We start from the raw sequence: 21869 nt of genomic DNA on the forward strand, positions 1-21869 counted from the left end.
ATTATCCTTCCAAATGAATAGAAAACACAATTTGCCTTGATTGAATGCGGTCAATTACGCTGGAAAACTTAAGGTTTTCATCACGGCTGTGGATGTTGCGCAGCCCGTTACTGAATTTTATTTCTGGAGAAAATATAAAACTTGGGAAATAGAAGTTAAAACCAATACCACCCTCTACGCCATAATCCAACTTTTGGATCTTAACCAGTTCTTCTGCCTTGCGTGCCCGGGCATTGGAAGCAAGGTCAAAATCCATTTTGCCACCTCCCAATAAGTAAACCCTGAAGTTTCCAATCCTATCAGACTGGAATTTTAACTGTAAAGGAAAGGTTACGATAACCGATTCTATTTTTTTGTTGATACTTGTTTCTCCGTCATGTTCAGGATATGTTAGTTTATAGGCAATACTCCGGTCTAAGAATGACAGTTGCGGATTGAAACGGCCTTCAAACCTGTGGCTGAGTCTTGCTGTTGCAAGCAGTCCCAGTGAAAATCCACCTGAGTTAAGAGGCTCTGCTACTAAAATACTATCCTGGTGTAAAAACTGTTCGTGAAGTTCTGTATGAAAACGAGCCATATTCGCGGCAAGAGTAATACCAAAATAATAGGGCTTATTATCATGGTCTTCCTGGTATAGAACTTTTTGAGATCTGGCGTTGAAAGAAAGAAATATAAAACAAAGTATAAAGAGTGTTATCGTTTTACGGTACAGGGATTTGATATTCACTTGATGCACAGAATTCATAAGTTATTTATTTCCAATCGATTATAGGATGACTGCTATCGTCTAGATTCAAAGCTGATGGTATTTGCTCCTTCGATAGAAATGAATAACGCCTTTACGATAAAAAAATTGTCATCACATCCGGATGAATATTTTCTGAAGCCTTATTCATCTTGCATGAAGATCCGTTCCGGTTGTAATGATCAAGCAGGCTTTCTCCCACGATAGATACAGCAAATTCCAAGAGTGAGTGGTTTGAAAGAAGTTTCTATATAACCGGCTTTATTCAATACAGTTATAAAATCTTTTCGGTCAGGAAAAGCTTTGGCTGATTCGTTAAGATATTGATAGGCCCTTTTGTTCTGACTAAAGAGTTTTGCAATTTGTGGTGCTATTACACCCATATAAAAGTTATACAATGATCTTACTCCTGGGATTCTCGGTTTACTAAATTCCAGTACAATCAGTCTCGCTCCTGGTTTCATTACCCGCAGTATTTCACTCATGCCTTTCTCCAGGTGTTCAAAATTGCGAACACCGAATGCTGCCATAACTGCATCAAAAGTGTTATCTCCAAAATTGATGGTTTCACTATCTCCTTGCAAAAGTTCAATTTTCCCGCTAAAGCCCTCTTTATCTACCTTCTGGCGACCTATTTCGAGCATTTTTGCAGAAATGTCAATGCCTGTAATTTTGGTTGGATGCAACATTTTGCATGCGCGAATAGCCATATCGCCAGTGCCGGTAGCTACATCTAAAATATGCTGGGGTTGGTCTTTCTTCAGTTCCTTGATCGCTTTGATGCGCCAGCTTACATCAATGCCAGCACTCAAAAAACGGTTCATGAAATCATACCGGCCGGCTATGCGGTCAAACATTTCACTTACCTGCTCCTTTTTACCACCTTGTACGTCGTAAGGCTTTATGCTGTCGTGGGGAAAATCTGTCATAAGCCTGCAAAGTAACGGAGAATAGGAGTTACTTTGCAGTCCATGGAAATTATTAACGCCACTTATTTGATCAGCAGTCCTTCAATAGATAACTGTCCCAAGCCGGACAGGCCAGAGTATGCTTTCATAGGCAGGAGCAATGTAGGAAAGTCTTCATTGCTTAATATGCTGTGTAATAAAAAAGAAGTGGCCAAGGTATCGGGTTCCCCCGGGAAAACACAATTGATCAATCATTTTAACATCATCTCCAGTGATAGGAAAGAGTGGTACATGGTAGACCTTCCGGGCTATGGTTATGCCAAAGTTTCACAGTCGCAGCGTAAAAGCTGGCAAAAAATGATCGAAAACTACGTTCGTAAACGGGAAAACCTGCTCAACTTATTTACGCTAATCGATAGTCGTCATGAGCCGCAGAAAATTGATTTGGATTTTGTTAACCAGTTGGGTGAGTGGCAGATCCCTTTCGCATTGGTGTTTACCAAATCAGACAAAACAACCCAGAAGGAAACAGCTGCCCATGTGCGTCAATTTTTAGAGGCTATGAGCGAAACCTGGGAAGAACTACCTCCACACTTTGTAACATCTGCTGTCAAACATACAGGTGGAAAGCAGATATTAAGTTTCATCAGCGAGCTGAATAGACAGGTTAAATTTTAAATTCTTAAGCGATATTTTGTGACCTTAATAGATAATAGATCTATTTTATTTCTTTTCCTCTTTTTAATTTTCAATAATTGCTCATTTGCCCAGGATGAGGTGGAAGTGGATACCGCTGAATTACAAAAAAGGATAGATTCAGAGATCAACATTTTTAAAGAATGGAGCGATAGCTTGGCCAGGGCGAAAGGACGTACCTTACCCAATGAGGAAAGTTTGAAGGAAACATACCCGGCTCCTGAATTGTCACCTGCAGAACAATTACAGGAAAGCGAAAGAAAGCTCGCTCAGTTCAAAAAGATCATTATAGGTCTGTTTGCACTGGTAATAATAGTGGGAGTGCTCCTTAGTAAACCATGGAAAAAGAAAACTAATTCACCACCCGGTTAGCACAACTGCTACTGGCGAACGCCTCCGGCTTGGCTTTAAAGGCAAAGCCCATACCCAGTATATAGCCCATTGCTTCTTTCAGGGCATCGTTGCTTTTAAAATGCGGATTGGTATTAATATCGGCATGGACTTCCATATCTACATCATATAAAGTAAAAAGATTGCATAGTTCATATGCAATCTCTATACTTCTGGCAACCTCCACCAGCATCCGCTCTTTGATAGAGTACTGCAGCAGTGTTTTATCATTGTGAATGAACATAAAGCCCCCATGGCCTTCTCGTAAAAAAACAACTACGGTAGCAAATTCTGTTTCCCTTCCTTTTACTTGTGAGTCAGTGCCTATGCACACTTTTAATTTGTAACCAGCTGCTGTCTCGCGCTTGATTGCAGCTTCAACAGCCTGGTAGATCGGAAGATTTATGGTTTCCCCGTTAAATTTTCTCCAACGCATAAAAAGATGTTTTCCTAAGTTATTGAAAATCTGTTACGAAACCAAGAATAAATAAACAATAAAGATTATGCGAGGCCGGAAAATAGATGTACAGATTTGCCATGAAGAAAATTGGGCTCTCTGCACTTCCGCAAAATGTAGTACCTGTTTTAGTTTAATATAACCCTGTTGCCAGCATTACTAAAGTGCAACCAACCACTGGTTCGATATGGTTTTCCCTGGCAATTTTCATCAGGTCTTCGTTCACGGTCCCGGGGTTGAAAATGATTCTTTTGGGGTTTAAGGAAAGTATATAATCATAATACTCTCTTTGATGCATTGGGTTTAGATATAATGTTACAGTATCTACTCCTTCAAGTGGCAAATGGTCCGTTTCAATGTTTACTGAGCCTACCTTTCCAGTCCGCTTACCTATTGCAAATACCGGGTGGTCCTTTTCCTGCAATTCCTGTAAGGCCAAATAGCTATATCGGGAGGGATTTTGCGATGCACCCAGCACTACAGTTTTTTTACCTTGCATTGTTTTTCCATTTAAGTGCAAATGATATGCCTTTTTGCTGGATATGAAACTGATAGTCTCTTAAAAAGGTTGGCCATGTGTTTTTTTGATGACCGCCTTGGATAGAAAAGGAAACACCTGGAACATACCAACAAACAAGTTGCTCAAACGCTCATCACCAAAGAAGTTTTGGAGTATCCGGCCAGTCCTTAGTCGATTATAAAACTGATGGCGCCATTCGCGGGTATAGTCTGATTCCATTTGGCCTCGGGAAATAAGATTCTTTAAATAGGCTTCAATTAGCCTCGCGGCTATCTTACTGCTGTGTAAGGCCATGCTCATGCCATTGCCACACAATGGTGTAATAGTGCCTGCGGCGTCACCCAGTAGCAGCACTCCGTTTTCCAACTGGCTTTTTACGCTAAAGTTGATTTGAGAGATCGCTAGGGGGAAACCAGGAAGTATTTCACTATGGGTAAAGATTTTTTTCAATGAGGGGTTCTTGAAAAGTATTTCCCGCTCCATTTCCGGGATAGAGGAATTGTGCTTTTTTAAATTGGCTGCAGTGGTCATATAACACAAGCAATACCGGTCATCTTCAATTTTCGAAATACCACAATAGCCATCTTGGAAGTTGTGTAAGCCTATGACATTTGCCGGCCAATCCGTCATTATATGATATTTTACACCTATGTAATTTCTGTGGTGACTACTTTTATGTTCTAAAAAGTTTCGCTTCCATTTAATATCCAGGTTACTCCGTTTGCCAAAAGTGCCGCAACAAATTCTTGCTGTTAATTGCTTGCTATCCTCCTTATCCTGGTAAGAAACGATAAACTCCTGATCATCAAAAAGTATATCCGACACTTTGGTTTCTTCTAATACCAAAACCCCTCTTGCTCTTGCTATGGAAGCTAAATTAGCATCAATCATATATCGGCTCACGCCAAAGCCTCCTAAAGGGAGCTCAGCCGTAAGCTTACGTCCGTTAGGGGCAGACAACTGAAGTTTTTCTATCCTTGGCAGAGATAATGAGGTAAGTGGAAAGCCCAGGCTTTCCAGGAAATTCCACGATTCCATGCTGATGTATTCGCCACAAACTTTATGAAATGGATACCGCTCCTTTTCAAACAACACCACAGTATACCCTCTGGAAGATAATTGTATAGATAAGGAAAGACCAGCCAGGCCTCCACCAACAATGGCTACATCATATATGGAATTAAGTTGACTCATTTCTTCCTACAGATAACCAGCCATCTGAACGCCCACTTCCACTGGCAAGTAAAATCCTCTATGTTTGCTTGCTGAAAAAGATTGCTCCACTCTTTCCTGATGAATCCCCGCTCTACCGAAAGGGGGGCATCGTTCTTTACCAGGTAACTTTTTGAAAAGATGCTGGTGAGCAATTTAATGGAATAATAGGCGAGGGGATGCCGGTGCAGATCGTTGATAAAAAAGCCAATGGAACTGTTACGATACATCCATTTTAATTGAAATACCAATTCTTCATCAGTAAAATGATGACAGAAAAGGGATGAAAAAACCACTTGTCTGGAGGGCAAAAGCATAACCGAGCGGTAATCGGAACATATAAAACGAATGTCTTTATTTTGAGGCTGCTCCTTGGCAAAGGCAATACATTCTTTATTGATGTCGATACCTGTAAGCTCAACCTTTACATGATTTTTTTCTGCCCATTTTTGTATGGTGAATAAATTATTCCCTCCTCCACAGCCAATTTCTGTTATTTGCACGGGCTCTTGTCTCTTGTGATTTTTTAATAAGGCTTTCACTCCTTGAAGGGTAATATGGTGCCCGCCCAACCGATGGTTAATAAAAGCCAATTCCTCCATATTCTTTTTTATATCTCTAAAAGGAATAAATGGATTGTCAAGTAGTTCTTTTTGATATGATCTAAACTTCTGTTTGATAGGATCAATATTGATTTTAGGAATAAAATACAAAAAGAATCGTTCCTGCTCAATTCCTTTTAAGATGAACAATCAATTACGATACAGCAGTAAAAGTTTCAACTGTTAGCCCAGGCCCAAAAGACGCGGCAAAGACTTTCTTTTTTTCTTGGTTTTGATGCAAAATATTTTTCAACACAAACAATATGGTTGCAGATGACATATTACCGTAATTCTTTAAGATATGGTAAGACTCTTGTAATTGTATTGGCTCAACGCCCGTACTTTTCTGAATGGCTTCAAGAATTTTCTTTCCTCCGGGATGTATGCACCAATGAGTAATTTCATCTTGTGAGAATATTTCAGACCGCAGGGAACGTTCTACAACACCCGAAAAATCTTCCTCTATAAGTTCAGGTACATAACCACTTAAGGTCATTAAAAAACCGGTTGAAGAAAGCTCCCAGGCCATGTCCCGCTTTCCTTTTGGGATCACTTCTGAATAAAATCCGGTTATGTCCAATCCTCTATAATCACTTTCTTCTGGTACTATTAAGGCAGCAGCAGCACCATCTGCAAACAGCAGGGACGACATGATATTATCTGGTGTGGCTTCCCGCTGGAAATGCAACGTACAGAGTTCGGTACATACAATCAGTACACGCGCAGCTGAATTTCCTTTGCAGATAATATTCGCCAACTTCAATGCATGGATAGCTGCATAGCAGCCCATGAAGTTTACGGAAGTACGAAAGATATCTTTCCTCAAATCCAATAATTCCATCACCTGTAGATCTAGTCCTGGTGCACTGAGGCCTGTGCAACTGACAGTCATTAGGTGAGTGATTTCTTCGTGGTGTATCACGCCATCAAGACAGTTGCGGATAGCGTCAATTGAAAGTTGTGGTGCGTGCTTGCTAAAAACAGCCATTCGCTGCTCAAGTGAAGGAAATGGTTCCAGGTTTTCACTTTGAGGGTAAAACCTCCATTCATTTACCGGGCGGCTGTAATCGGATAATACAGAATATCGTTGCTGAATACCGCTTTGACGGTAAACAAATCGCAACTTTCGCATTTCAGCTTCACCCACTGCATACACAGCCTCCATAAATTGTAGTATGTCATTTTGCTGGTGGCAAAATGCTGGTACTGCCGTGCCTATTGAAACGATCCTGCTCAATATGATTGGTATAAATAAGAGTGCTGAAAAAAATGATTGTGCAAAGGGTTGATACCAGGTTCATCAACAAGCTGTTCCTGAAATTTGCAGCTGTGTTGTTGATCCACACCCTAACCATCCAGTAACAAAAAAACAATACCACCGGTAAGGTAACGAGCAGGTATAAGTAAAACTTAGCCAGCTGTTCCTGCTGCCTGAATAAAATAAATAAAGAAATCGTGGCAATGATAAAGAGCAATGCACTGAAAATAAAAGTACCTCTTTTGCCTAGCAAGTAACTTAAGGTAACTACACCATCTTTGAGATCTGCATCGTGCTGGTAGATTTGAGTAAGCGGATACAAAGCACCAATCAGCAGACTGGCAATCCAACAGGGCAGAATGGGAATTGCTTGTGAAACTGCGCCTACACAGGCTGTATATACCGCATAGAAAACTACAGCACCCTGGAAAACGAAAACGGTAAGAAATCCCACTACTGGGTAGCGCTTCAGTCGGATCTTCCGGTAACTGTATGCTCTGGAAGCAAGAATGTAGAACAAAATACACACCGCAAACCTGACATTCAAAAGCAAAACTGATAAACTAACCGCAAGTATGTCCATCACCACAGTAACAAAAAACAATTGTTTTGTGGGCTGTAGTGGCTTTTCTAATCCACCAATAGGCGTTTCGTCTCGATCCATATATGAGTTATAGCCATTACTTGCAGGGTATACCAGCAAATGCAAGATCACGAAAGCAATGATTGCATGGAGCCAGTTCACATTCGGTGCCTGGCTGATAGCAAACAAATATACTGGCAGCAGGAAAAATGAAAAGTGAAACCTCAGTAGTTGGATAGTAGAACGGTGCAAGAGGCTTGTGATTTAATGTTAGGATTAATAGTTGCCCCCTTCTTCACATACATTTTCTGCTCACTACATACTTATCTTCTGGATCTTGATACAATCCATCCTATAAGTGCGATTATTACAATAATCAGGATAATTGCAGACCAGAAGCCTGCTTTAAATATCCCTTCAACCACTTCGCAGGAAGTAAGAGTGGCTGAAACTGCCAAAGCCAATAGCAATAAATAAGAAAGCCTGTTCATTGTTAACTGTTTATATTAGAAAAGCAAAAACAGAACCATTCACTACAGATTGGGGATAAGTAAGGATTTATTCTGACTTGAAGTATATGGATAAGACATGAGGAAAGAAGGGCAATGCTATCACCCGTTACTTGGCCAACGCAAAAGCATTGCCTTCAATAGAATCTTTATACCTCTATTACATTGGTTTAGTGGTATCTCTTGTACCACTGGTATCTGTTCTGTTCATGCTTGTGTCGGTACCCATCATTGACGTATCTGTCTTGGTCATTGTAGAGGTATCAGTAGTTCCTGGATTGGTTGTAGTCGGCTCAGGCGTATTGCAATGAACGAATACAAATGCAAGAGTTGCAATGAAGAGCTTTTTCATAGTCAAGTTTTGAGGTTGTTTAGTGAAGTAAGACTGCATCGTTTCATTCAACTTTGTTGCCAATTGTATTTTTTCTGCTTATAAATTTTAAAATATGTAAAAATTAAGTGTTTTTACGCCCTTTAAATCATAAATAAGCTGTGCATTAACTGATTTGTATTTCTATTTATTTGAAAAACTCATATTTCATACATCTTTTGTTCCTGTGCCCAATAAGGCAAATTATATACTCATTCTGGTTCAATAATTGAATGTTCAGTTCCATCAACATCCACAAACCCAATAACCACTTTGACATCTTCTGTCAACACTCGTCCTTTTTGTCCGCTTCAACAGAATTCATCTTTAGTAGCTTCAGTATACCATAAGTATATTGATAGTAGGGCTAGAGTATTTCAACAGTACCCATCCATTCCCGCTACTTACCCCATACTTACTCCCTGTCTATTCCCAAGATACTCCCTAGCTGAAATATACTTGGAGTATAGATACTCCCCACCATAGGCATACCAAAGCCTAGGCTACTTCGACCATCCTTCGACTATCCTTCGACCATCTTTCGACTATGCTTCGATCTGAATTGAGCAAATGTTCATTAATAATGGGGAAAACAACCTACAGGCAGAACGCCCAAAAAAGCCCTGAACGGAGTCAGTGGAGCTGTGCCTAAAGGTACAAAACCAACCCCCACCTTCCAAGTTTTGAACCCCCTCACTTTACACTTCTTCCATTCGTCATTCGAATCATCCCTCATCCCCGCTTATATCATTTTATTTTTTATTCAAAACCTATATCTTACCACCCCAAACAAAACCAAAATGAGACTGCTTCATTCCTTTCTTGTCGCTACTTCTTTCAAATTCTGTATACTGAAAATTAACTGCTTATGCTGGTGAAGACTTATGGAAGTGCTGTGTATGGTATAGAAGCGATCACGATCACCTTGGAAGTGAATTCTATGGAAACTGGAACAAAATACCTGATCGTAGGTTTGCCAGACAATGCTGTAAAGGAGAGTCTGCAACGGGTGGAAAGTACAATTAAATCTATAGGCTTTTTGATGCCCCGCACCCGCATTGTAGTAAATATGGCGCCAGCTGATATTAAAAAAAGCGGTACAGCTTTCGACTTGCCAATGGCCATCGGCATACTTGCAGCCTCTTCCCAAATCAATAATGATGCACTGGAGCAGTACATTATTATGGGCGAACTAAGTTTAGATGGTGAAGTGCGACCGATCAAAGGTGCTCTTTCTATTGCGATACAGGCACGGAAAGAAGGATTCAAAGGAGTAATTGTGCCTGTAGCTAATGTCAGAGAGGCTGGTATTGTAAATAACCTTAAAGTATACGGAGTTCATCACATTAGGGATGTAATTGAGTTTTTCAATAGTGGTGAAGAAAGTTTAAAACCTGTAACGGTTGATACTCGTGAAGAGTTTTTCCAGTCTCAATACGATTTTGAGTTAGATTTTTCTGAGGTTAAAGGCCAGGAAAATATCAAACGGGCACTGGAGATTGCTGCGGCTGGTGGGCACAACGTAATTCTAATAGGGCCCCCCGGTGCCGGTAAAACCATGCTGGCCAGGCGTTTGCCTTCCATCTTACCCCCACTAACACTACATGAAGCTTTGGAAACCACTAAGATCCATTCAGTAGCCGGTAAGTTGCCGGAAAATGCTACCCTTGTTTCTCGACGCCCTTTCCGTTCTCCTCACCACACCATTTCAGATGTGGCGTTGGTTGGCGGCGGTGGTGTGCCACAACCGGGCGAGATCTCTCTGGCTCACAATGGAGTCCTGTTTCTTGATGAATTACCAGAATTCAGGCGCACAGTACTTGAGGTCATGCGTCAGCCTATGGAAGAAAGAAATGTGACAATTTCCCGTGCTAGGGTAGCTATTGATTTCCCTGCATCGTTTATGTTGATAGCATCCATGAACCCTTGTCCATGTGGATACTATAATCACCCGGATCGGGAATGCAGCTGTCCTCCAGGTTCCGTGCAGAAATATCTGAACAAGATATCGGGGCCGCTCTTGGACCGCATTGATCTGCATGTGGAGGTTACTCCGGTTCCTTTCAATGGCTTATCAGCTATGAAATTACAGGAAGGCTCAAAAGAAATCAGAGAGCGGGTGATGAAAGCCAGGGAAAAACAGGCTGAGCGTTTTAAAAGCAGCCACGGCATTTATTGCAATGCACAAATGACTAGCAGGCAATTACGTGAAATCTGCATGATAAGCACAACAGGTCAAAACCTTTTGAAAGCTGCTATGACAAAGCTGAATCTTTCTGCCCGTGCATATGACCGCATTCTTAAAGTTGCTCGCACTATAGCCGATTTGGCATTGTGTGATGATATAAAACCCGAGCATCTGGCTGAAGCCATTCATTACAGGAGTTTAGATAGAGAGGGCTGGGCCGGATAATACATTCATCATCTGCCAGGAGGTAAACTGCAATATATTGGTTAATTGGCTAGATGTTTGTACAGCTTGATACGCAGCCTTTTCCCATCACATAAACTATCTGCAGCATGCAGAACTATATTTTGTACAATGCGTCCGAAGGCATACACAGTACTAATGAGTGCCGCTATGCCCTGCTTAAGCTTTTATCAGTTTATAATCTTAAGCCGCCTCCCAGCCTCTTTGTAGTAGTACATACAGGGCATCCCCGCCTTTTTGATGATTTCCTCACTTTCTTCCCACATATTGAAATCACGGGTCCTTTTAATGAGCATTCGCATGCAAAAGCGCAGATCATTCAAAAGTTTTTCTTAACTACACATGGTAATCTTCTCATTTGTGATACTGCTACTTACCCATTAAAACCTTTAGAAACACTTTTCGGGGAAATCGAAAAGGGGATACTCTTTTTATACAGGAAAGAATTGCCTCAAACAAATGGTCATAATAGTGTAGCCAAGCAAGTACAATCTATTTTATCCCAATCACAACATCAAATGGATGGATTACCTGCTAAAGTGCATGAAACGCCTGTTCATAATGCAGCAATTATTGGATTGAATAATTCCATGTTGCATGTTGTAAAATATGCAGGTGAAATGATCAATGGTTTGTTTCAAAAGATCCCCCACCCGTTTGCTGTAAATTTTGCTTTCAGTCATGCTTTTCAAAAACAGCCGCCAATCAAAACCGCAAATGATTACTTTGCAGATTATTTCGAATTGAATGAATTCCGCAAACTTCTTCAGACTTTCTTTAGAAAGAATGAAGAAGAGAGTATTCCAAGCCTGGTAAAGCTGATAAACCATTTGGATGTTGGCGCTATTAAATTGGAGAAAAAAAAGCACATACAATTGCCTTTACTGAAAAAATGGTGGAAAGAGCTAACGGGCAAGGGATGGTCTATACGGAAGTACGAGAAAAGAATCTCTTGATAAGTTTGTAGTTTTCGGTTGTAGTTTATACTTGTCCTTACTGGTGGAAGAACTTGTCTGTTCAGTAAAGTTCCAAACCAGAAAAGTCAACTTTAAGTACAAATAAAAAACTATAAACTGTATACAAACAATCGTATTGTCTCATGAAGATATTAATGCAGTATTTTAAGCCTTATAAATGGGTGGTGTTCTTAGTGCTTCTCCTTGCCGCTATTAATATTGGCTTTTCCATGCTTGATCCGATCATTTTTGGTAAGCTGCTGAACTTTGCTTTTGATTATTCTAAAAACCCGGAAGCCTACCGGCCGTTTGGGAAATTTGCACAGCCGGTCTTATTACTTTTAGGAGCATCCATTGGTGTCGCCATGGTAAGCCGTATTGCTAAAAACTTCCAGGATTACTTTCTAAATGTGATCGTGCAAAAGTTCGGGGCCAAGGTCTTCACCGACGGCTTGCAACATGCTATGAAGCTGCCTTATGCCGAGTTTGAAGACCAGCGTAGTGGTGAAACATTGAGCATTTTACAAAAAGTTCGAACAGATACAGAACGTTTTATCAACAATTTTGTCAATATATTATTTACAGTATTCGTGGGAATTGTTATTGTTGCTGTTTTTGCGTTTCGTATTCACTGGTCGTTACCCTTTATTTATTTTGGTGGAATTGCATTACTCATGCTAATTTCTAACCTGTTGAGTATGAAGGTAAAAACCATTCAAAAGGTCATTGTTGCACAAACGACCTCTTTGGCTGGTACAACTACGGAATCTCTTCGCAACATTGAACTGGTGAAAAGTCTGGGTTTAACCGGGCAGGAAGTGGATCGTCTGAATAAAAACACATACAAAATACTGGGGCTGGAGCTGACAAAAGTGAAACGCATTCGTAGTATTTCATTTATACAAGGAACATTTGTAAATACACTGCGGCAAATCATTTTATTTATGCTTCTGTGGCTGGTATATCATGAACAGATGAATGCCGGGCAGTTGGTTACGATGCAGTTTTTTTCGTTTTTCATCTTTGGTCCCTTGCAGGAGATCGGCAACATCATATTAAGCTATCGCGAGGCAGAAGCCTCTCTGTTCAATTTTAAGAACCTGATGAAAAAGGCTCCGGAGCCAATGCCATTGAAACCAACACATTTAGGACCAGTTGAAAAATTGGATTTTAGAAATGTTAGTTTTCAACACCAGACTGCTAAGCACAAAGCAATAGATGATATCAGCTTTTCCGCCACTTTAGGTGAAACCATTGCATTTGTTGGTCCTTCAGGTTCCGGCAAGACGACCCTCATGAAACTACTTGTTGGTTTGTATCGTCCGCTGGATGGTAAAATTTTTTATAATGGACTGGATGAGAATCAAATAGATTTCAATGACCTGCGCAACCAGATAGGTTTTGTGACACAGGATACGCAGTTGTTTTCAGGTACAATAAAAGAAAACCTGATGTTTGTGAATCCCGTTGCTTCAGAGGAAGATTTATTTGCTGCTTTGCAGATGGCTTCATGTCAAAACCTATTGGCTAGGGCAGAGAAAGGACTTGATACTATGATAGGTGAAGGCGGACTTAAATTATCAGGCGGTGAAAAACAACGCCTGAGCATAGCGCGTGCTTTATTGCGCAAGCCTCGTTTGTTGATCTTTGACGAAGCTACTTCGGCACTTGATTCCATTACTGAAGAAGAGATCAGTAGGACCATTCGCAGGGTTTCTGCACTAAATAATCAGATCACCATTTTGATTGCCCACCGTCTATCCACCATTATGCACGCTGACAGGATATATGTATTGGAGAGGGGAGAAGTAGTAGAAACCGGCACACACGAGAATTTACTGGAAGAAAAAGGCCTGTACTACGCCATGTGGCGCCAGCAGATAGGAGAACGGAAGGAAACGGTTGTTTAAATTTGGTTCAATACGGCAAACGTGACTACGCCATTTACTTCTTTGGCTTAAATGAAATGGGCACAAAAATAAAAAAGCCGCTTTTAGCGGCTTGAATAGGAATCTATGATAGATAATTTCAGAATCAAAAACTAGTGTTTAATCTATAACAAGTGGTTCCAGTTGTTTCAGAATTTGTTGCCAGCCAGTATAAGTGTCAGGTTTGGTCAGGTACATGGCTGCGCCAAGTCGTTTGCACATTTCCATATCTATTTTACTGGCAGAGGTTGTAACGATGATTACAGGAATGTCTTTAAACTCAGGCATGGCTTTAAGGCGCTGTAATGTTTGCCTGCCATCAAGAGTTGGCATATTTAAGTCAAGGATAATGGCCGCGGGTTTACTGTCTTCATTGCAGTTAGCAAGATAGGCTAAGACTTGTTTTCCATTTTCTACGAAGTCAATATACATTGGAGAAGCCATGGATTTGCAAGCCTCGCTTACCCAAGCTTTATCATCTAAATCATCATCAGCGTATAAGACTTTTTTTATGGAATTCACAGTTAGTTGAATTTTCCTTTGTCGCGGCTCAATAAGCTTTCTACAAATGTTCAATCAGAGATTTACATATTAACTTATTTGACATTTACGCAACAAATATGTTATTTACACAAATATATTAGTTTTTCACCAATTGAGCTTATTGTTGAGTTAAAAGATATCAACACATCTGCCTTAAATAATACTTCCCTGCGGTTTATAATTTTTCCACAATTCCGGCAATTCCCTGTCCGCCACCTACGCAGGCTGTCACCATACCATATTTTTTGTTTTCTCTTTCCAGCTCATTTAAAATTTGAACAGTTAATTTGCAACCGGTACAACCCAGAGGATGGCCCAATGCTATTGCACCTCCATTTTTATTGACTATTTCGGAATTTAATCCAGCTTCCCGGATCACTGCAATTGATTGTGATGCAAAAGCCTCATTTAATTCAATTAAGTCAATATCCGATAGGTTCATATTAGCTTGTTGTAACACTTTAGGAATAGCAGCAACGGGGCCAATACCCATGATGCGTGGATGTACGCCAGCAGATGCACAGGCTATTAATCGCCCTATAGGTTTTAAGTTTAACCGGTTAATTAATCTTTCACTCATGACCAAAACAAAAGCTGCCCCATCACTGGTTTGAGAAGAATTGCCGGCTGTGACTACACCATTCGCTGCAAACACCGGTTTCAATTTTGCTAATACTTCCATTGAAGTATCAGCACGAGGGCCTTCGTCTGTATCGACTATAAAAGTTCTTTTTTGCTTTTTACCTTTTTCATCCAGGTAAACTTCTTCCACATTAATGGGTAAAATGCCCTTTTGGAAATAACCATTGGCAATTGCATTCAATGCCTTTTGGTGGGAGTGGTAAGAAAATTCATCCTGGCTTTCACGGCTAACATTGTATTCTTTTGCCACAGCTTCGGCTGTTAGTCCCATACTTAAATAATAATCAGGATCATCCTTAGCAATGGAATAGGCCGGAACTGTCTTCCAGCCAGCTGTAGGTACCAGGCTCATGCTTTCGGTGCCGCCGGCAATAATGCAATCTGCCATACCCATGCGGATCTTGGCAGTGGCAATGGCAATTGTTTCCAATCCGGAGGCACAATAGCGGTTGACTGTCATTCCTGGTGTATCATAGCCAATACCGCGGGCCGCGATGATACGACCAACCTGAAGGCCCTGTTCAGCTTCCGGTACAGCATTGCCAACAATCACATCATCTACCAGATTTTTATCCAGCTGAGGAACAGAATTCAACAAGCCTTTGATGACTTCAATGGCCAGGTCGTCTGGCCGGAAGAAGCGAAATCCACCACGCTTTGCTTTACCTACTGCGGTACGGTAACCAGCTACTATATAAGCTTCCTGCATATGTTCAAATTTGTGTTCTTATAAAATTAAGAATTTACACTCAGCCTTAAAAGTAGAGTTTTGTCGTTCCATCTCATTTACGCTATCCTTATCTTCGCACCCCCATGTATCAACAACTTAGAAGCATTTTATTCCGGTTTCAGCCAGAAACGGCGCACCATATTTCAATGTTCGGATTAAGAACCTTGAGCTCAATTCCTTTTGTCCGTAAAAGTCTTTCAAAACTGTTTTCCCCAAAACGCCTCGATGGGGGTTCTTCTCTTGTCACCAAACACTTTGGTTTGACTTTTAAAAATCCAATCGGCCTAGGTGCTGGATTTGATAAGAATGCCAATTATTTGAGCGAATTGGAGATGTTGGGCTTTGGTTTTGTTGAAATAGGTACGGTGACTCCAAAAGCCCAGCCGGGCAATGATCAGCCACGATTATTCAGGTTGCCACAGGATAAAGCCCTGATCAACAGAATGGGATTTAATAATGAAGGGGTTGAAGTTGTTGCTAAGAGGTTAAAGGCATGGAAAGAACGTCAATTATCCATGGGCAATGGCCAATCGCGTACGCATTTACCACTCATTATCGGTGGTAATATTGGTAAAAACAAGGTGACACCTAATGAGGATGCATGGAAGGATTATGAGATCTGCTTTAAGTCATTGCATGACTACGTAGACTTTTTTGTCGTAAATGTTAGTTCTCCTAACACCCCAGGCTTGAGAGAGCTGCAGGAAAAGGATGCTTTGAAAAGAATTCTGACTCACCTTCAGACGCTGAATAAAGATTATAAGCAGCCTAGACCTATTCTGTTGAAGATTGCACCAGATCTTACCTGGACCCAGATCGATGATGTGGTAGACCTTGCTAAAGAAATCAATCTTGATGGTCTTGTCGCAACGAATACTACAATTGACAGGAGCGGCCTTCAAACAAAAAATGAAGAGGTTCAAGAAATAGGTGCTGGCGGCTTGAGTGGATTGCCCTTACAAAAACGTGCTACTGAGGTCGTTTCCTATATACATAAAAAGACAGGAGGAACGATACCCATTATTGCCAGTGGTGGCATATTTACAGCCAATGATGCCAAAGAGAAAATGCAAGCAGGCGGTATTCTTTGCGAAGTATGGACAGGTTTTATTTATGAAGGCCCTTTTATTGTAAAGAAAATCTGCGATCAGTTGTAAAGTACTATTTGCAATAGGCAATGAGCGGGTAAATTTCATTAAACATTAAACATCTGGACCATGGAAGGGTTATTTTCAATAGATAATATAATTAGTCTTTTTACGCTAGCGCTTTTGGAAGTGATACTAGGAATTGACAACGTGATCTTTGTTTCCATCATCATGGGGCGGCTTCATAAGAGCAAGCAATTAAATGCTAGAAGGCTTTGGATGGTGACTGGTATTGGTGTGCGTGTAATTTTGTTATTCTGCCTGAGCTGGTTGGTGCAGCAAAAAGGGAAACCTCTATTTACTGTCTTTGGCAGAGGCTTCGACCTTGCAAGCCTGGTTATGATTGGCGGAGGATTGTTTCTGCTGTATAAAACTGTAAAAGAAATACACCATAAGCTAGAAGGAGATGAAGCAGCTTTAGAAGACAATGCTACTAAGAAAGCGGCTTCATTTGGAGCTGCCATTCTTCAAATTATCATCGTTGATATGATCTTTTCATTTGATAGTATGATCACAGCAGTAGGTATAGCTAAAGAGCTTCCAATCATGATCATTGCAGTTTGTATTGCGATGGTAATCATGTTTTTATTTAGTCAGAAGATTTCTGACTTTATTCATAAACACCCAACACTGAAAATGCTGGCGCTTTCATTTCTGGTGCTGGTGGCTGTTGTATTATTGATGGAAGGCTGGAATTCAGAGCAGGCGCATGAATTGCATTTGAAAAACTATGTTTATTTCGCGATGGCCTTTTCATTTGGCGTAGAGTTACTGAATATGCGACTGAGAAAGCGTATAACCAAACCCGTTGAACTACGTGGACCAGTGCAAAGAGAGGAAGTTTTAACAGACGATCAGGCACATTAGTTTTGATAGGTTATCGACTATACATTTCTTAACAGTGCTGCTGCAACCATACCTGCTGTTTCTGTGCGCAGGCGGGTATTACCTAAAGCTACAGGCTGAAACTTATGTTGTAATGCTATATTGATTTCCTGAAGACTGAAATCTCCTTCTGGGCCGATAAGGATGATTGATGATTGTTTTGTGGAGAATGCGGCCAGTTGCTGCTTTTGCTCGGGAAGGCAATGTGCTATATATTTCTGCTCATAGTGAAATTCCTGCTGGAGCTGACCATTTTTATTTGATTGAATCACCACTTCTTCAAACAGTGTTGGCTGATGCAGTACAGGCAACCAGCACTGTTGAGATTGGAGCATTGCGCTGATTAGTATTTGCTGCAACCTTTCATGCCTGAATTTCTCCTTTTCTGTTCTTTCGCAAATCAAAGGAATGATCTCGTTAACACCAATCTCAGTTGCTTTTTCGAGGAACCATTCGAACCGTGAATTGTTTTTAATAAGTGAAATGGCAATGGCTATTTTGGGTGAAAGCTGTAATTCAGTTTCTGTTTCTAAAATTTTTACTTCGCACTTTTTACGTTGATCATTGATGATTTCAGCTGACGCCTTTATTCCCCTGCCATTGGTTAACAGCAATTGCTCGCCAACCTTCATGCGCAATACCTGGGTGATATGTTTGGATGTATCTTCATCCAGTACGATATCACCAGCTGCTATATCATCAATGTAAAAAAAGGGTAAGGCCATGATTATTTCAAGCTTTCAATTAATTCCTATCCGAACTTTCCCGTAATCATCAGAGGTTTAGAAAGGATCATCATCATCTTGAAGGTCATTCATTTTACTACCAGTTTGAATATACATACGAGGACCGTCTTCATCTGGCACCGGTTTAAAGTTAGATGGGAGATTTCCTCCAAAATTGCCGGCCGAATCATCAAAGAATCGCTGAATTTCCAGGCGGGCCCTCAATACAATAGTTTCCAGCGAACCGTTACGGTGTTTGGCTATACGGATGTGCGTTTCACCTCGGTTGCTTTCTCCCATTTCATTGTTATTGATATTATAGTATTCAGGACGGTAGATAAAGCAAACCATGTCGGCATCCTGCTCGATGGCTCCAGATTCACGAAGGTCACTCAGCTGCGGCATTTTGTCGCCGTCCTTTCTTTTTTCAACTTCCCGGCTTAACTGAGACAATGCAATGATTGGCACCTGCAACTCTTTAGCGAGACCCTTAAGGTTACGGGAGATGGTACTGATCTCCTGTTCACGGTTGGAGCCTTTGTCTCCGGTTCCGCTCATCAACTGCAAGTAGTCGATGATGATGAAGCCGATATTATTCATACTTTTTAAGCGGCGGCATTTGGCGCGCAATTCAAAGATGTTCAGGGCGGCAGAATCGTCAATGAAGATGGGTGCCTGGGCGAGCCTTTGGATACCCTTTGCATAGAGCTGTTTCATTTCGTGTTCTTCCATCTTACCCCGGGCAATTTTCTCCAGCCAGATCTCACTTTCTGCCGATAAGATACGTTGTACCAGCTGACTGGCACTCATCTCAAGGGAGAATACCGCAACTGGCGTAGGTTTGGTAGGGTGCAGGGCCGCATTACGGGCTAGGTTAAGCGCGAAGGCTGTTTTACCCACGGCAGGACGGGCCGCCAGGATAATCAAGTCGGTATTTTGCCAGCCGTAGGTTACTTTGTCCAGGCTGGGGAAACCACTAGGAACACCGGTGATATCTTCGTTCCGGTGGCGCAAGTCTTCAATACGTTGTATTGTTTGTACCAGTACCGAGTCGATGGATTTATAACTATTTTTCAGGTTGTTACTGGTTACCTCGTACATTTTGCTCTCTGCCATATCCAGAAGGTCGAACACATCGGTGCTGTCTTCGTAAGCTTCGGAGATGATTTCACCACTGATGCGAATGAGTTCACGTTGGATGAACTTCTGCAGCACAATACGCGAGTGAGCTTCAATGTTGGCAGAGGAAACGACGCTATTGGTTAGTTTTGTAACATAGTATGGACCGCCCACGATATCCAGTTCTTCGCGGAATCTTAATTCTTCCACTACTGTCAGGATATCAATAGGCTGGCTTTTATTCGCCAGGCCTTGCATGGCCCGGAAGATGCGCTGATGCGCATCTACGTAAAAACAATCTGGTTTCAGGATTTCAATTACGGTATCAAAAGCTCCTTTTTCGAGCATAACGGCACCGAGTATGGCTTCTTCCAGTTCTCTTGCCTGTGGCGGCACTTTGCCATACACCATTGTACTCAGGTCCACAGAGGCCTTTCTTCTTTGCTTTTTGTCGCGATTGAGGTTTGAAACATCCATAAAATTCAGAAAATAGGTTAAACCATTGATTTTTTATCAATGACAAAAAGGTTTCGACCAGACTTGTAACATGTATTGATGGCTATAACTCTAAGTGTTATCACTAAGCCAGTTTGTAAAGATACTGGCAGAAATAGGTGATATCCTTTCCATTCGCCTTTTATTTGTTTCCACAACTCCAGGCAACCTTTATGCACATTTTTATGACAGTTATTCACTAAAAAGCAATGGTTTGACACAAAGTTGATACAATTTTCGCACCTGGAAATGGGATGTGAACAATTAAGCTTTACCAACACTTAGGTTTGGCTAGCAGCGAAGGTGAAGTGTAGATTGTATGATATTGTATGTTAATATGGGGCGATTTAAAAAGGAAATGGAAAATCAAATTGAGATTGGGAAGTGATCTTAACGGCGAGGTTTGAACGGAAAACTCTTATAATATATTTGGTATTTATTTTATATTAAGGAGCTTTTTATAATTTGCCTTATGTTAATTTGTTTTTTTGCTAGTTATTGATATTTTTATTATGCAATTTTTCCCATTTTAAAAGAATAGGCATTGCTTTTGCTAAGACGCACTTTGCCGAAGGATCCTAAACATCCTATCCAACTTCCGACCCATTAGAATTTATTGACGACTAACTGCTGATGAAATAAGCATTTCTTGTAAATCCTTTTCTCATAACCCTATGTTTTGGCTTTAAGAAAACAATTCTTTTAAACCAATGGATAATTTCAAACCAAAATCTTTACAAAATGCCTATTGGCTTTGGCTGGCTGGTTTTTTTGGCTGCCTGGGATTTCACCGCTTTTATTTGAAAAAGAAAAAGACTGCAATTATATGGATGTGTACAGCTGGCTTTTTCGGTATCGGTGCACTGGTCGATCTGTTTCTCATGAACTGGCTGGTCAAGCGGTACAACCTGATTGAAAAAATGAAGGCGTTGCAGGCTGAAATGGACCAGGCTGCCATCTGGAAAGAACGATTTGCCCGTGTACAGAGATATGCTGAAGCTGCTGCTAAACACGATCGAGAGTTAAAGTTGCAAGAAGAGATCAAGCAATTGAAGGAAGAATTGGTGTTGAGATAAGTTGTCTTTAAAGTATTGAACTGATTCTGCTACCAGATTGTTTGCTGTTACTTTAAATGAAGTCATATGGCCGTCGACCGTGCATTTCTTTCCTTTCTCCGCACCGGCCTATATTTTTCTGTTGCTTGTATTACCATCAAAGAATTGGTAGACCTGTCTATTTGCTCCGTTTATACATGTCTGTTACCACTGCTCTTGCTTATAAAATAATTAACATGCCTGTATTTGTCATAATGTAGGGGCGCTTTTAGATTTGGGAACAAATACCTGGCGCATATGAAGTTTTTCTACTTACCTCTTTTTATTGTTGTTATTTCGTTCTGCTCTTGCAGAAAAGATGTTCAAAAACCAGGGTCGGTTTCGAATTTGCCTGACGAGACTGCAACTTTATTAAGAAAGTTTACATATCCTGCCAGCAATACAGCAGATTCTGTGAGCTTTGTACTAAGTAGAGATTCCATTAAGATATCTGGCAGCAACAATACGGGCAAGCAATTGATTTTGGCAGTGGATATTCCTTATCCTCAAGGAAACGATTATATTAAATTTACTATTAATGAAGGAAAGCTGAAACCTGGTCTTGTAGGTGCATACACAATCGTGTCTTCTCCGGTTGGCGGACTTCAGGGTGATGCACAGGTGAATTACAGGTATAAAAAAGACACATACTCATATGTAGAATTTTATCCTGGGAATGCTGATGGTGTTTTACAATTTACTTCTTATGACCCCGGGCAGAAGCTATTGGCAGGTACGTATAGTTTTCATATAAATAGCTTACATAATCCTAAAATTGGAATGAATTGGGTAGAGACGAGGATTGATGTGAAGGGAAGTTTTGGAAATATGCAGATAAAGTAAAATAGTTTTTAGATTAGTAGAAAAGCCCCGCATAAGTGGGGCCTTTTTTAATTGTTGACAATCTTTGATAAGATGGGTTT

23 protein-coding genes are annotated in these 21869 nt (G+C 40.8%); 9 read left to right on the forward strand and 14 right to left on the reverse strand.

Going from position 1 to position 21869, the window contains the following annotated elements:
* Position 1: 1 nt before the first annotated feature.
* Both porT and ubiE read right to left on the reverse strand, forming a co-directional pair.
* Positions 2–745, reverse strand: coding sequence for a type IX secretion/gliding motility protein PorT/SprT (porT, locus tag OCK74_RS02860; RefSeq protein ID WP_279295478.1), 744 nt, complete (start codon positions 743–745; stop codon positions 2–4).
* Positions 746–927: 182 nt separating this feature from the next.
* The gene (ubiE, locus tag OCK74_RS02865; protein WP_279295479.1) at positions 928–1674 is read right to left on the reverse strand and encodes a bifunctional demethylmenaquinone methyltransferase/2-methoxy-6-polyprenyl-1,4-benzoquinol methylase UbiE; all 747 of its coding nucleotides are present in this window, start codon (positions 1672–1674) and stop codon (positions 928–930) included.
* A 42-nt stretch (positions 1675–1716) separates the two neighbouring features.
* On the opposite strand from ubiE, the gene yihA reads away from it, so the two are divergent.
* Together yihA and OCK74_RS02875 are read left to right on the forward strand one after the other, a co-directional pair.
* A complete protein-coding gene (yihA, locus tag OCK74_RS02870) occupies positions 1717–2331 on the forward strand; it encodes a ribosome biogenesis GTP-binding protein YihA/YsxC (protein WP_279295480.1) in 615 nt (204 codons plus the stop codon).
* 18 nt (positions 2332–2349) lie between these two features.
* Positions 2350–2721: a hypothetical protein gene (locus OCK74_RS02875; protein ID WP_279295481.1), complete on the forward strand. Its 372-nt coding sequence runs from the start codon at positions 2350–2352 to the stop codon at positions 2719–2721.
* On the opposite strand, the gene OCK74_RS02880 is transcribed toward OCK74_RS02875, so the two are convergent.
* From OCK74_RS02880 to OCK74_RS02915, 8 genes are all read right to left on the reverse strand, one after another.
* A complete protein-coding gene (locus tag OCK74_RS02880; protein ID WP_279295482.1) occupies positions 2702–3175 on the reverse strand; it encodes a ribonuclease H-like YkuK family protein in 474 nt (157 codons plus the stop codon). The genes OCK74_RS02875 and OCK74_RS02880 overlap by 20 nt on opposite strands.
* 154 nt (positions 3176–3329) lie before the next feature.
* Complete coding sequence (locus OCK74_RS02885) at positions 3330–3695, reverse strand: CoA-binding protein (RefSeq protein WP_279295483.1); 366 nt, start codon at positions 3693–3695, stop codon at positions 3330–3332.
* Between the two features lie 60 nt (positions 3696–3755).
* Positions 3756–4910, reverse strand: a complete 1155-nt coding sequence (locus tag OCK74_RS02890) for an NAD(P)/FAD-dependent oxidoreductase (protein WP_279295484.1) — start codon at positions 4908–4910, stop codon at positions 3756–3758.
* Positions 4907–5680 (reverse strand): methyltransferase domain-containing protein, encoded by a 774-nt coding sequence (locus OCK74_RS02895; protein WP_279295485.1) that lies wholly within the window; start codon positions 5678–5680, stop codon positions 4907–4909. The genes OCK74_RS02890 and OCK74_RS02895 overlap by 4 nt, the downstream gene beginning before the upstream one ends.
* A 4-nt stretch (positions 5681–5684) precedes the next feature.
* Complete coding sequence (locus OCK74_RS02900) at positions 5685–6767, reverse strand: type III polyketide synthase (protein ID WP_279295486.1); 1083 nt, start codon at positions 6765–6767, stop codon at positions 5685–5687.
* Positions 6709–7623 carry a UbiA family prenyltransferase gene (locus tag OCK74_RS02905; protein ID WP_279295487.1) on the reverse strand — a complete coding sequence of 305 codons (915 nt, stop codon included), beginning with the start codon at positions 7621–7623 and terminating at the stop codon, positions 6709–6711. Before OCK74_RS02905 ends, OCK74_RS02900 begins: the two co-directional genes overlap by 59 nt.
* Before the next feature lie 71 nt (positions 7624–7694).
* A complete protein-coding gene (locus OCK74_RS02910) occupies positions 7695–7862 on the reverse strand; it encodes a hypothetical protein (protein WP_279295488.1) in 168 nt (55 codons plus the stop codon).
* Positions 7863–8040: 178 nt separating this feature from the next.
* The gene (locus OCK74_RS02915) at positions 8041–8232 is read right to left on the reverse strand and encodes a hypothetical protein (RefSeq protein WP_279295489.1); all 192 of its coding nucleotides are present in this window, start codon (positions 8230–8232) and stop codon (positions 8041–8043) included.
* 886 nt (positions 8233–9118) lie between these two features.
* Between OCK74_RS02915 and OCK74_RS02920 the strand changes: the two genes are divergently transcribed.
* The 3 genes from OCK74_RS02920 (at position 9119) to OCK74_RS02930 (ending at position 13547) form a co-directional block, all read left to right on the forward strand.
* The gene (locus OCK74_RS02920) at positions 9119–10663 is read left to right on the forward strand and encodes a YifB family Mg chelatase-like AAA ATPase (protein WP_279295490.1); all 1545 of its coding nucleotides are present in this window, start codon (positions 9119–9121) and stop codon (positions 10661–10663) included.
* A gap of 107 nt (positions 10664–10770) precedes the next feature.
* Positions 10771–11637, forward strand: a complete 867-nt coding sequence (locus OCK74_RS02925) for a hypothetical protein (protein WP_279295491.1) — start codon at positions 10771–10773, stop codon at positions 11635–11637.
* Positions 11638–11780: 143 nt separating this feature from the next.
* Positions 11781–13547, forward strand: a complete 1767-nt coding sequence (locus tag OCK74_RS02930) for an ABC transporter ATP-binding protein (RefSeq protein ID WP_279295492.1) — start codon at positions 11781–11783, stop codon at positions 13545–13547.
* Between the two features lie 138 nt (positions 13548–13685).
* On the opposite strand, the gene OCK74_RS02935 is transcribed toward OCK74_RS02930, so the two are convergent.
* Both OCK74_RS02935 and OCK74_RS02940 read right to left on the reverse strand, forming a co-directional pair.
* Positions 13686–14087 carry a response regulator gene (locus OCK74_RS02935; RefSeq protein ID WP_279295493.1) on the reverse strand — a complete coding sequence of 134 codons (402 nt, stop codon included), beginning with the start codon at positions 14085–14087 and terminating at the stop codon, positions 13686–13688.
* A gap of 196 nt (positions 14088–14283) precedes the next feature.
* Positions 14284–15459: a thiolase family protein gene (locus OCK74_RS02940; RefSeq protein ID WP_279295494.1), complete on the reverse strand. Its 1176-nt coding sequence runs from the start codon at positions 15457–15459 to the stop codon at positions 14284–14286.
* Between the two features lie 104 nt (positions 15460–15563).
* Here OCK74_RS02940 and OCK74_RS02945 point away from each other — a divergent pair, with 104 nt between their 5' ends.
* Together OCK74_RS02945 and OCK74_RS02950 are read left to right on the forward strand one after the other, a co-directional pair.
* Complete coding sequence (locus tag OCK74_RS02945; protein WP_279295495.1) at positions 15564–16637, forward strand: quinone-dependent dihydroorotate dehydrogenase; 1074 nt, start codon at positions 15564–15566, stop codon at positions 16635–16637.
* 60 nt (positions 16638–16697) lie between these two features.
* Positions 16698–17495, forward strand: a complete 798-nt coding sequence (locus OCK74_RS02950; protein WP_279295496.1) for a TerC family protein — start codon at positions 16698–16700, stop codon at positions 17493–17495.
* Positions 17496–17512: 17 nt separating this feature from the next.
* Here the strand turns inward: OCK74_RS02950 and OCK74_RS02955 are convergent, their stop codons facing one another.
* Together OCK74_RS02955 and dnaB are read right to left on the reverse strand one after the other, a co-directional pair.
* Positions 17513–18238, reverse strand: coding sequence for an RsmE family RNA methyltransferase (locus tag OCK74_RS02955; protein ID WP_279295497.1), 726 nt, complete (start codon positions 18236–18238; stop codon positions 17513–17515).
* 57 nt (positions 18239–18295) lie between these two features.
* Complete coding sequence (dnaB, locus tag OCK74_RS02960) at positions 18296–19834, reverse strand: replicative DNA helicase (RefSeq protein WP_279295498.1); 1539 nt, start codon at positions 19832–19834, stop codon at positions 18296–18298.
* Positions 19835–20562: 728 nt separating this feature from the next.
* Here dnaB and OCK74_RS02965 point away from each other — a divergent pair.
* Both OCK74_RS02965 and OCK74_RS02970 read left to right on the forward strand, forming a co-directional pair.
* Complete coding sequence (locus OCK74_RS02965; protein ID WP_279295499.1) at positions 20563–20928, forward strand: TM2 domain-containing protein; 366 nt, start codon at positions 20563–20565, stop codon at positions 20926–20928.
* A 276-nt stretch (positions 20929–21204) separates the two neighbouring features.
* Positions 21205–21789 carry a hypothetical protein gene (locus OCK74_RS02970; protein ID WP_279295500.1) on the forward strand — a complete coding sequence of 195 codons (585 nt, stop codon included), beginning with the start codon at positions 21205–21207 and terminating at the stop codon, positions 21787–21789.
* Positions 21790–21869 lie beyond the last annotated feature (80 nt).

Source organism: Paraflavisolibacter caeni (genome assembly GCF_025628885.1).
GTDB lineage: Bacteria > Bacteroidota > Bacteroidia > Chitinophagales > Chitinophagaceae > Flavisolibacter > Flavisolibacter caeni.